The sequence below is a fragment of the Undibacterium sp. Dicai25W genome, assembly GCF_049340505.1.
Classification (GTDB): domain Bacteria; phylum Pseudomonadota; class Gammaproteobacteria; order Burkholderiales; family Burkholderiaceae_D; genus Undibacterium; species Undibacterium jejuense.
In genome coordinates, this window is sequence record NZ_JBMPOQ010000004.1 from 179,430 (window position 1) to 191,632 (window position 12,203).

Genomic DNA, 12,203 nt, shown 5'->3' on the forward strand with positions numbered 1-12,203 from the left:
GTCCAATTCTCTTTTTTCAAACGAGCATTGCTCGCCAAACTTTTAACGCATCCACAGTTTCAGCAACATCATGAACCCGTAAAATTTTTGCTCCCATATTTGCGGCGGATAAGGCAGCCGCAAGACTACCTGCCAAACGTTTTTCAGTTACTCGACCGGTTATTTCACCGATCATTGTTTTTCTTGATACGCCGACCAACACCGGTAAGTCCAATTGATGCGCCATTTTGGGGATATCTTTAAATAGCGCAATATTATGCAACAACGATTTGCCAAAACCAAAGCCCGGGTCGACACATAGATTTTGCCGCGGAACACCGGCATCCAACAAATCCCTTACTCTGTCGCCTAAAAAGCCCTTCACGTCCGTAACTACATCAACATATGCTGGAGATGACTGCATATTCGAAGGCACATTTTGCATATGCATAATGCACAGCCCAACGTCACTTTCAGCAACAGCAGCAATTGCCTCCGGTGAACGAAAGCCTTGGATATCATTAATCATATCCACACCAGCCAATATGGCTTCTCTCATCACTTCTGGCTTATACGTATCAATAGACAAGGCTTTACCACAATCGCGCAAAGCAAAAATTACTGGCATGACGCGGCGCAATTCCTCATCAAGCGACAAAGCTTGAGATCCCGGGCGACTGGATTCTCCTCCGATATCGATAATATCAACCCCGTCCTCTATCATCTGTTCGGCGCGCGATAGTGCGCTATCCAAATCAAGGAACTTGCCGCCATCAGAAAATGAATCCGGCGTGACGTTCAAAATACCCATCACCAGCGGCTTACAATCGTCGTTTCGCAAAGGAAAGCGATAACGCCCACATTGAAAATAATCAGTCATAAAAAATAAAGGCGAGGATTACTCCTCACCTTATATTAAAAGCTTAACTCAGAAACATGAAAAATCAGGCTGGTGCAGTCGCGTTCGGAGAGACGCCCCCAGAGCTATTGTCCGATGAAGATCGACCGGTAGACTGCCCGAGCTTAGGAGGACGAGGAGCGACGCCATTCATAATGTCGTTTACCTGATCAGCATCGATGGTTTCCCAATCCAGCAAGGCCTTAGTCATTACCTCAACTTTATCGCGATTCTCTTCCAGCAATCGACGCGCAAGTGCATATTGGGTGTCGAGAATAGAACGAATCTCAGCATCGACTTTTTGCTGTGTCGCTTCCGAAATGGTTTTCGAAGCCATACCAAAATAACCTTCTTGCTGATTATCTTCGTAAACCATAACTCCCATGCTGTCCGACATACCGAAACGGGTCACCATAGAGCGCGCCAACTTGGTGGCACGAGAGAAATCGTTTGATGCACCAGTCGACATTTGACCTACGAAAATCTCCTCAGCGATACGACCACCAAAAAGAATAGAAATTTCTTCTAACATTTTGTCTTTGTAGCCGCTGATCTGATCATGCTCAGGTAACTGCCAAGTCAAACCAAGTGCAAAACCACGCGGCATGATCGTCACTTTGTGTACCGGATCGGCTTTAGGCATCAGCTTCGCAATCACTGCGTGACCTGATTCGTGGTAAGCGGTGTTACGACGTTCTTCTTCGCGCATGACCATTGATTTGCGTTCAGGACCCATGAAGATTTTATCTTTCGCATCTTCAAAGTCCATCATTTCTACCAGACGCTTATTGCGGCGTGCAGCAAACAATGCGGCTTCGTTGACCAGATTGGCCAAATCAGCGCCAGAAAAACCTGGTGTGCCACGTGCCAAAATATCGGCTTTCACGTCAGCAGAAATAGGTACTTTGCGCATATGAACGTTCAAGATTTGCTCGCGACCACGAATATCTGGCAAGCCAACAGAAACCTGACGATCAAAACGACCTGGACGTAACAAGGCTTTATCAAGTACGTCAGCACGGTTAGTTGCAGCGATCACGATGACGCCAGAATTCGCTTCAAAGCCGTCCATTTCAACCAACATCTGGTTCAGTGTTTGTTCGCGCTCATCATTACCGCCACCCATGCCGGCACCGCGATGACGACCAACAGCATCAATCTCATCGATGAAGATAATACAAGGTGCGTGCTTTTTAGCATTTTCAAACATATCACGAACGCGTGACGCGCCAACACCCACAAACATTTCGACGAAATCAGAACCGGAAATAGTAAAGAATGGGACTTTGGCTTCGCCAGCGATCGCACGTGCCAACAATGTTTTACCTGTTCCAGGAGGACCAACCATCAATACGCCACGTGGAATACGTCCACCGAGTTTCTGGAATTTGGTTGGATCGCGCAAGAAATCAACAACCTCAGTTACCTCTTCTTTGGCTTCATCGCAACCAGCAACGTCAGCAAAAGTCACATTATTGTTCGCATCATCCAGCATACGTGCTTTGGATTTACCAAACGAGAACGCTCCACCCTTGCCACCACCTTGCATCTGGCGCATAAAGAAAATCCAGACGCCAATCAGCAACAGCATTGGGAACCAGGAAATAAACACTTGCGATAAGAACGATTGCTCTTCCGCAGGTTTACTATCAAACTTAATTCCATTAGCAACTAAATCACCAACCAACCCACGATCAAAGATAGTACCTTGCGACTTGATTTTTTTACCTTCAGTCGTCACCGCTGTTACGGTACGGGTAGAATCGTCGATCGTCACTTCTTTAATATGCTTCGCTTTAACTTCGTCCAAAAACTCGGAATACGGCACTGCGGCCATACCAGAGGTACCGGCTTTTCCGCCAAACTCTTTGAAAAGCATAAAAAGCACCATGGCAACAACTACCCATATAGCCGCTTTTGAAAACATATTATTCACGAGAACTCCTTGGGCGCAGGTTACGCCATTTGATACTATAATCAGTCATTCTACCCCCAATAGGCAGAGCTTGCTAGCCAGCATATGCTGGCAACATTGAGGATTATCAAGAGTAAAAATAAGGAACTTAATAAAATCACACATAGAGATGCGTTTCAGGGTCGAATAAATCAGAGCCCCCACACACATCGCAGTGTGCTCTTCATTCAGTTACTCAGGATGTTTCAACCCTTTGCCAAGCAAAAATATCTCTGACGATTTATCTTTACTCGCCTTAGGTTTCTTATTTAAAACAACTTTAAACTCATCTTTGAACATATTAATAATATTATTATAACTAGGTCCATGAAAGCACTTCACCAGCAACGAACCAGTCGGCTTTAAATGTGCCTTAGCAAAACTGACAGCTAATTCGATGATGTACTCGACTCTGGCAGAATCCACCGTTGAGTTACCAGATAAGTTCGGCGCCATATCTGATAGTACGAGATCAAGCTTACGTCCGATTAGTTTAGACTCCAATTGATCAAGAACCTCGTTCTCACGAAAATCCCCCTGAATAAATTGAACGTCAGCAATAGGCTCCATAGGTAAAAGATCAAGTGCAAATATTTCGCCATCGATACCCCCGCCCTCTTTACCAGCGAGCTTATTTCGTACATATTGAGACCAACTACCCGGTGTTGCCCCTAAATCGACGATAATCTGTCCTGGACGAATAAGTTTCTCAGACTCATCAATCTCTTTTAGCTTGTAAACGGCGCGCGCGCGGTAGCCTTCTTTTTGTGCAAGTTTCACATAAGGATCATTTATATGATCGTGAACCCAATTTTGATTGAATTTATTCTTTGCCATTCGCGTAAAATACTGCTTTTAAAGGAAAACTATGCATTTCCTGACTGATTGACGTCAGGGGATGTATTTATCGTGCAACCGTTGGATGCACAAGGAAAAATTATGTTAAAACTCACTCCCGCCGAAAGAAGCGAACTCAGATCCGAAGCTCACGCCCTGAAACCTATCGTCCTGATTGGTGAAGCAGGACTTTCACCCTCCGTCATCAAAGAAATTGACGCTGGCTTAAATGCCCATGGTTTAATTAAAGTTCGCGTTTTCGGCGACGACCGCGAAGCACGTATCGCGATGTACGATACCATTTGCGCAGAGCTCAAAGCCGCACCAGTGCAACATATCGGAAAACTTTTGGTGATTTACCGTCCAAAGATTGAAGGCACCAAAGAAACCAAGCTCGTCAAAAAAGGTCGTGGCATGCGCGAAGTTACTATCGTCAAGCCTAGTCCAAGTGGCACTAAAAAGCCAACAGTATCTAAAGTCATGGTAAAAGGTAACGAACGCGTTACTCAAGGTGGCAACGTCAAACGCGCAAAACCGCGCCAAACAAGCGCCAAAAAATCAGCCTTAGGGAACTCCTGATTTTTACAGCAGTGACGCTGCAATGTAGCTACGGACCCGTACTGTAACACTACCCGACCATGAAAATGGTCGGGAAATGAAATTAACTTCATTCAATGTGCCCGGCTCTGCCAGACAATAATCCGCGATGAGACAAACTTCATCACGGATTATTTAAACTCAGACGTACAGCACATCCAATACTTCATACTCACGAACACCAGCTGGCGCTTGCACACCAACGACGTCACCCGCATATTTACCAATCAATGCACGTGCAATCGGAGATGTGATTGATACTTTACTCAATTTAATATCCGCCTCGTCTTCGCCGACGATCTGGTAGCTGACTTTTTGCGAATTCTCTAAGTCTTCGAGGTGCACAGTAGAACCAAACACCACCCGACCTTCCGCATCCAAGGTTGTTGGATCGATGATTTGTGCTGAACCCAGTTTACCTTCCAGCTCTGCGATTCGTCCCTCAATAAATGCCTGACGTTCTTTTGCAGCATCATATTCAGCATTTTCTGATAGATCACCTTGAGCGCGTGCTTCAGCAATTGCATTAATCACGTCTGGGCGTTCTATGGTTTTCAAATTGTGCAATTCTTTTTTTAACAATTCTGCACCGAATTTGGTGATAGGTACTGTACTCATTTCATTCACACTTATAAAAGTAAAAATACAGAGGTCACATCCAACACCAGCCTGACCGATGCCTTATGTGACCTCTGTATCAAAGATTCAACATCGACAAACTCACATTTGCCGACACTGTGTTTTTTATCAGTTTAAAGTCTTATGCAGACCTTGTAAATCATAAACATTCAATTCGCTTAAATGACGCATACCTTCCACCGCTGCTTCAGCGCCAGCGATAGTCGTAAACGTCGTTGCGCGAGCAATCAGAGCCGATGTACGAATCGTGCGCGAATCAACAATCGCATTACGTTTTTCTTCTACCGTATTAATCACCAGAGCGATTTCATTGTTTTTGATCATATCAACCACATGCGGACGACCTTCGACCACTTTATTGACGATAGTCACAGGAACTCCAGCTGCTGAAATCGCCGCCGCGGTGCCGCGTGTTGCGACCACAGTAAAGCCAAGCGCAACCAGATCTTTTGCCACTTTAACTGCGCGTGGCTTGTCACTGTTTTTGATACTGAGGAATACTTTGCCAGAAGTTGGCAATTTTACACCAGCACCTAATTGGGATTTAACGAAAGCTTCACCGAAGGTTTTGCCAACGCCCATGACTTCACCAGTCGATTTCATCTCAGGTCCGAGAATCGTATCAACACCAGGGAACTTCACAAACGGGAACACCGCTTCTTTGACGCTGAAGTAAGGCGGCACAACTTCTGCGCCAATACCCTGAGAATCAAGGGATTGACCGACCATGCAACGTGCCGCGATTTTCGCCAGTTGTAAGCCTGTTGCCTTAGACACGTAGGGAACAGTACGGGAAGCACGTGGGTTCACTTCCAACACGAACACTACGTCTTTACCATCTTGCTGCTGAATCGCGAACTGCACATTCATCAAACCAACAACATTCAAGCCTTTTGCCATCAATGCCGTCTGACGCTTCAATTCGGCAATGGTTTCTTGTGACAACGAATATGGCGGCAGTGAACATGCGGAGTCACCGGAATGCACACCAGCTTGTTCAATATGTTCCATCACACCACCAATGAACGTACGCTCACCGTCAGACAAGCAATCAACGTCAACTTCAATTGCATCATTCAGGAAGCGATCCAACAATACTGGCGAGTCATGAGAAACTTTTACTGCTTCGCGCATGTAGCGCTCGAGATCACGCTGCTCATGCACGATTTCCATCGCACGACCACCAAGTACGTAAGATGGACGAACCACCAATGGGTAACCAATTTCTTGCGCTAATACCAAGGCATCTGCCTCAGTACGTGCAGTACGATTTGGTGGTTGACGCAAGCCTAAGTCTTGCAACATTTTTTGGAAACGTTCACGATCTTCAGCTGCATCAATCATGTCTGGCGATGTACCAACGATAGGTACGCCATTCGCCTCCAGATCCAATGCCAACTTCAATGGCGTCTGACCACCGTATTGAACGATCACACCGACTGGCTTTTCTTTGTCGACGATTTCCAACACGTCTTCCAATGTCAGCGGCTCAAAGTACAAACGATCTGAGGTGTCATAGTCAGTGGAAACAGTTTCTGGATTGCAGTTAACCATAATGGTTTCGTAACCATCTTCGCGCATCGCAAATGCGGCGTGAACGCAGCAATAATCAAACTCAATACCCTGGCCAATACGGTTCGGACCACCGCCCAATACCATGATCTTTTTCTTATCAGTCGGCTGTGATTCACACTCATCTTCATACGTGGAATACATGTAGGCCGTGTTCGTCGCAAATTCACCTGCACAGGTATCAACACGCTTATAGACCGGACGCACGTTCATTGCGCGGCGCATATCACGGATAACTGCATCTGTCGTACGCAATAATTTTGCCAGGCGACGATCAGAGAAACCTTTTTGCTTCAGTTTCAACATCATGTCTTTGTCGATGCTCGCCAGCTCTTGCTCATCCAACCACAATTCGATATCAACGATATCTTTGATTTGCACCAGGAACCATGGATCAATGTGCGTCAACTGATGGACTTCTACCAAAGTAAAGCCTTGGGCAAACGCATCGCCAACGTACCAGATACGATCTGGGCCTGGTTCGCCCAATTCTTTTTCCAGTGTTTGACGATCCTGCGTTTTTTCATTCATGCCATCAACACCGACTTCCAGACCGCGCAGGGCTTTTTGGAAGGACTCCTGGAAGGTGCGGCCAATCGCCATCACTTCGCCAACGGATTTCATTTGCGTCGTCAAGCGGTTATCTGCTTGCGGGAATTTTTCGAACGCGAAACGAGGAATTTTGGTTACAACATAATCGATCGATGGCTCAAACGATGCTGGCGTTGCGCCGCCAGTGATTTCGTTACGTAATTCATCGAGCGTAAAGCCCACTGCTAACTTGGCAGCGATCTTCGCAATCGGGAAACCAGTTGCTTTGGATGCCAGCGCGGATGAACGCGATACGCGTGGATTCATCTCAATGACGATCATACGACCATCGGCAGGATTAACCGAGAACTGCACGTTAGAGCCGCCAGTATCTACACCAATCTCGCGCAATACCGCCAAGGAGGCGTTACGCATGATTTGGTATTCTTTGTCTGTCAGCGTCTGCGCTGGAGCAACGGTAATCGAGTCACCAGTATGCACGCCCATCGGGTCTAAGTTTTCGATAGAACAAACGATGATGCAGTTATCCGCCTTATCGCGAACCACTTCCATCTCGTATTCTTTCCAACCGATCAGAGATTCCTCGATCAACAATTCGTTGGTTGGGGATGCTTCCAGACCGCGTTTGCAAATGGTTTCGAATTCTTCAGGATTGTAGGCAATACCACCACCAGTACCACCCATCGTAAATGATGGACGAATAATGACTGGGAAGCCTACATCTTTCTGCACTATCCAAGCCTCATCCATAGAATGAGCAACGCCGGAGCGTGCAGAACCGAGACCAATTTTGGTCATTGCGTTTTTGAATTTGAGACGATCTTCTGCTTTATCGATGGCTTCTGGTGAAGCGCCAATCAATTCGCAGTTGTATTTTGTCAGCACGCCATTACGATGCAAATCGAGTGCGCAATTGAGCGCCGTCTGACCACCCATGGTCGGCAGGATCGCATCTGGACGTTCCTTGTCAATAATACGCTCAACCACTTGCCAGGTGATTGGCTCGATGTAAGTCACATCAGCCATTTCCGGATCCGTCATGATGGTCGCTGGATTACTATTGACCAAAATAACGCGGTACCCCTCTTCACGCAACGCTTTACACGCTTGCGCACCAGAGTAATCGAATTCACACGCTTGTCCGATGATGATAGGACCAGCGCCGATAATTAAGATGCTTTTTATGTCGGTACGTTTTGGCATTTTTATTATTCTCCTGTTTTAGCCTGTGATTTTGCTGCACTCATCAGTGCCGTAAAGCGATCAAACAAGTACGCAATATCATGCGGGCCTGGCGATGCTTCAGGATGACCTTGGAAGCAGAACGCTGGTTTATCGGTGCGAGCAAAACCTTGCAAAGAGCCATCAAACAAAGACACATGCGTCACACGGCAGTTTGCTGGCAAGGAAGCAGCATCAACAGCAAAGCCGTGATTCTGCGATGTGATCAACACTTGCTTGGTATCCAGATCTTGCACAGGATGATTTGCGCCGTGGTGGCCGAATTTCATCTTCAACGTTTTTGCGCCAGATGCCAACGCCATGATTTGATGTCCAAGGCAAATGCCAAACGTTGGAATACCTTTTTCGATCAACTCTTTCGCGGCAGCGATTGCGTAATCACATGGCTCAGGGTCACCTGGGCCATTCGACAAAAATACGCCATCAGGATTCAACGCCAACACATCTGCAGCGCTAGCCTGCGCAGGCAATACCGTGACTTTGCAACCGCGCTCCACCAGCATGCGCAAAATATTGCGTTTTACGCCGAAGTCAAACGCAACGACATGGAATTGCGGATTCGACAGTTGACCGTAACCCTGACCGAGTACCCATTCAGCTTCAGTCCAGACGTAAGATTGCTTAGATGAAACGACTTTCGCCAAATCCATACCGGACAAGCCCGGGAAAGATTTCGCCAAAGCAATTGCCTGTTCAGCATCTTTACCAACCAAAATCGCACCACCCTGCGCACCTTTTTCACGCAAGATACGCGTCAATTTGCGGGTATCAATACCAGCAATTGCAACGATATTTTGGGAAATGAGATAGTCAGAGAGGGATTGTTCGGAGCGGAAATTGGAGACCAGCATTGGTAAATCTTTGATGATTAAACCTGCCGCATGAATTTTTTCAGACTCAACGTCTTCAGAATTAATGCCGGTATTACCAATATGCGGGTAAGTCAGCGTTACGATTTGAGAACTATAACTAGGATCAGTCAGAATTTCCTGATAGCCTGTCATGGAAGTATTAAAAACAACTTCACCAACTGTATGACCGGCAGCACCGATAGAATAGCCAGTAAATATTGTTCCATCGGCGAGAGCTAAAATAGCGGTACTCTGACCGGAACGAAGAAGGGACTGCGGAATGGGCAGCAAGGGCAACTCCTGTATTGTTACCGCCGCTGCGACGCCCCAAGCTGTCGTTTTTCACACAAGCCGAACGGATGCCGTGCGACCTGAAAAAAGATGATGGAGCGATGTGGAATTGGGTAGGCGCTACGGCGAGATTTCGAATTAGTTAAACCCTCGAATTATAGCCCAAAAACCCCTACCAGGCAATCGAAAACAGGTCAAAATCAGAGCCAAATTTAAAGGTCGGACGCATAAACTCAAAGAACACATCACACCGGAGAGTGGATCACGATCAGAAATGATAACCCACCCTATATCAACCCACTACTCTCAAAGCCCCAAAGCGGCGATACCAGCTTTCGCAATTTGCGCATCTTCCGCAGACTTGACACCAGATACGCCAACTGCCCCAACACAATAACCATCAACCATCACTGGAACACCGCCCTCGAGCATACCTTCAATCAATGGCGCACTTAAAAAAGAAAAACGACCATTATTAATAATATCCTCATAAATTTTTGACTCGCGCTTACCAAGCGCAGCAGTAGTTGCTTTCGCTGGGGCAATATGCGCAGAAATTGGTGCCGCACCATCTAAACGTTGCAACCACATCAGATGACCGCCGTCATCCACAATTGCAATAACTACCGCCCAGTTATTTGCCAGCGCTTCAGCCTCAGCCGCTGCAGCAATCTTTTTTACATCTTCGAGGGTGAGTATAGGTTTAGTTTGCATCATTAGCTCCCTTTTTAACAGTGGGGCGATTGTACGCGATGACCAAAAACTTGAGTGTAAAAAGTGTTTTAATTAAAATAAATTACTTTAAATCTATACGTTTAAACAAGGCTTATTTAACCTAAAGGTTTACATTGTTTAAAACTTCGCTTAAAGTGAAGCGGTTTTATTTCCTGAGTGCAAAGATGCTAACAAACGTTTCCCGAATAAAAAGAAATGCCAAATTAGTCCTTATCGCGGCCATTTTTCAAGTCGCCGCCAGCACCCAAGCATGGGCAAACGACAATCCATTCCCGGAATCCTCTACCGCCTATAGCAAATTACAAGAAATCAGACAACGCGCCTCCGATTTAACATTGAAGGCGATGGATTTCATGGGCATACGCTACAAACGCGGTGGCAATACACCTGAAAACGGGCTCGACTGCAGTGGCTTTGTGCGCCTCGTCTTTAAAGATGCCGTAGGAGAAAACTTACCACGCACAGCCGCTGAGATCAGCCGCGTCGGCGAAAATGTTGACCAAAAAGATTTACAGCCAGGCGATCTGGTATTTTACAACACATTAAAACGTGGCTTTTCACATGTAGGAATCTACCTGGGCGACAATAAATTTATCCACTCCCCTTCTGCAGGTGGACAGGTTCGGGTTGAGAGCATGGATCTCGCGTACTGGAAAAAGCGTTTTAACGGCGCGCGCCGCATCAATGAAGATGCAAGCAAACAGTAAAACGTAGCACGCAAATTGAATCTAATTGGGGAATGTAAACTCCTTTTAGCCAACTCAAGCTATCACATTACAGTATCACCCTCAGCGCTCCTGCATGGCTTTCAACTTTTGCTTCAATTCAAGAATTGCAGCCATAGCTGCACGCTCGCCCGCTAATATTGCTAAATTTCTTCCAGCAAAATCACTCCCCTTCATATTGGACAATTCTGGCCGTATCACTACGTCAGCCTGCTTAAGCTCATATTGATTAATACTCTGCCCCATGATGGTTACCGTTTGCAGCAGAATGTCTATCGTACTGCTGCCATTTTGACCTTCTGGTTGCTGAGAAATATTCACCGCAATCACTAAATCAGCCCCCATGTCACGTGCGAATTTCACTGGAACTGGCGCCACTAAGCCACCATCAACATATTGTCTACCACCGATAGTAACAGGCTGAAAAACAGCTGGCACCGCTGAAGATGCACGCACAGCCGCCCCCGTATTTCCACGCTGAAATAAAACCGCCTTACCCGTTGATAAATCTGTTGCGACTGCACCGAAAGGCTTTTTTAACTTTTCTATAGTAAGCTGCCCAACCATACGATTGACATATGCCTGCAAAGCATCGCCTTTTAACACACCACTTGATTTAGCAAACATAGGCAACGACCAATCGGAAATCGTTGCCTCATCCATTTCCAATGCCATTTTTTGCAAAGCAAAACCATTATTTCCCGCAGCGTACATAGAGCCAACCACGCTACCAGCGCTCGTTCCAACAACAATATCAGGATAAATTCCTTGCGATTCGAGCGCTTTGATCACGCCTATGTGCGCAAATCCACGCGCCGCCCCACCACCTAAAGCCAAGCCAATTTTAACTGTTCTTGGGGCTTTTATTGGCGTCACCGCTGGTATAACTGGGGCAGCAACCTGCTCGGGTGCGGTGGCACAAGCACTAACGACAAGCAAAAATGCACAAGCAGACAAGCGAGCGGACACCTTGAGCGGCGAAAAAATCGCCAATATTTGCTGAGGAAGGCCTCTAATTCGCAACGCAAATAAACGACCACACGAATCTTTTAAACAACCGACTTTGCGACTTAAGTTGCGAACACAAAACATAAAATTACCGTAAAAAAAATTAAGATTCTGAAATTTAGCCAACAAAGACTGATGCCGGATTATAGAGGTGAAAAGAAGGAATTGCTGGTAAAAAAGCAGAAACTTTACAATGCTTTTAAATAGAAATATTCACGCCATTTAAAGTACTTTTTTGAAATTAAAAAATTATTTAAACTTTTTTAACATTTTATTCTATTATCAAAAATAACTTATTTTTTGTCATCAAGCTGAAACATTAG

General features: G+C 46.0%; 10 protein-coding genes. 2 read left to right on the top strand and 8 right to left on the bottom strand.

The window, feature by feature from the left end; translation table 11 throughout:
- Positions 1-16: 16 nt before the first annotated feature.
- The 3 genes from folP to ACO0KY_RS06985 form a co-directional block, all read right to left on the bottom strand.
- A complete protein-coding gene (gene folP, locus ACO0KY_RS06975) occupies positions 17-859 on the bottom strand; it encodes a dihydropteroate synthase (RefSeq protein WP_423045009.1) in 843 nt (280 codons plus the stop codon).
- Between the two features lie 64 nt (positions 860-923).
- Entirely contained in the window at positions 924-2,813 is a 1,890-nt protein-coding gene (ftsH, locus tag ACO0KY_RS06980; protein ID WP_186911678.1) for an ATP-dependent zinc metalloprotease FtsH, read from the bottom strand.
- A 210-nt stretch (positions 2,814-3,023) separates the two neighbouring features.
- Positions 3,024-3,668 carry an RlmE family RNA methyltransferase gene (locus ACO0KY_RS06985; protein WP_423045010.1) on the bottom strand — a complete coding sequence of 215 codons (645 nt, stop codon included), beginning with the start codon at positions 3,666-3,668 and terminating at the stop codon, positions 3,024-3,026.
- A gap of 102 nt (positions 3,669-3,770) precedes the next feature.
- Here ACO0KY_RS06985 and ACO0KY_RS06990 point away from each other — a divergent pair, with 102 nt between their 5' ends.
- Complete coding sequence (locus tag ACO0KY_RS06990; RefSeq protein ID WP_186911676.1) at positions 3,771-4,247, top strand: YhbY family RNA-binding protein; 477 nt, start codon at positions 3,771-3,773, stop codon at positions 4,245-4,247.
- 159 nt (positions 4,248-4,406) lie between these two features.
- Here ACO0KY_RS06990 and greA read toward each other — a convergent pair whose 3' ends face one another.
- The 4 genes from greA to ACO0KY_RS07010 all read right to left on the bottom strand — a co-directional run bounded on the left by greA (position 4,407) and on the right by ACO0KY_RS07010 (position 10,126).
- Entirely contained in the window at positions 4,407-4,883 is a 477-nt protein-coding gene (gene greA, locus ACO0KY_RS06995) for a transcription elongation factor GreA (protein ID WP_423045011.1), read from the bottom strand.
- 129 nt (positions 4,884-5,012) lie between these two features.
- Positions 5,013-8,231 (bottom strand): carbamoyl-phosphate synthase large subunit, encoded by a 3,219-nt coding sequence (carB, locus tag ACO0KY_RS07000; protein ID WP_423045012.1) that lies wholly within the window; start codon positions 8,229-8,231, stop codon positions 5,013-5,015.
- 5 nt (positions 8,232-8,236) lie between these two features.
- Positions 8,237-9,403, bottom strand: coding sequence for a glutamine-hydrolyzing carbamoyl-phosphate synthase small subunit (gene carA / locus ACO0KY_RS07005; protein WP_423045089.1), 1,167 nt, complete (start codon positions 9,401-9,403; stop codon positions 8,237-8,239).
- 315 nt (positions 9,404-9,718) lie between these two features.
- Positions 9,719-10,126, bottom strand: coding sequence for a GlcG/HbpS family heme-binding protein (locus ACO0KY_RS07010; RefSeq protein WP_423045013.1), 408 nt, complete (start codon positions 10,124-10,126; stop codon positions 9,719-9,721).
- 185 nt (positions 10,127-10,311) lie between these two features.
- Between ACO0KY_RS07010 and ACO0KY_RS07015 the strand changes: the two genes are divergently transcribed.
- Positions 10,312-10,854 carry a C40 family peptidase gene (locus ACO0KY_RS07015; protein WP_423045014.1) on the top strand — a complete coding sequence of 181 codons (543 nt, stop codon included), beginning with the start codon at positions 10,312-10,314 and terminating at the stop codon, positions 10,852-10,854.
- A gap of 81 nt (positions 10,855-10,935) precedes the next feature.
- Here ACO0KY_RS07015 and ACO0KY_RS07020 read toward each other — a convergent pair whose 3' ends face one another.
- Positions 10,936-11,964, bottom strand: coding sequence for a patatin-like phospholipase family protein (locus ACO0KY_RS07020; protein WP_423045015.1), 1,029 nt, complete (start codon positions 11,962-11,964; stop codon positions 10,936-10,938).
- Between the last annotated feature and the right edge of the window lie 239 nt (positions 11,965-12,203).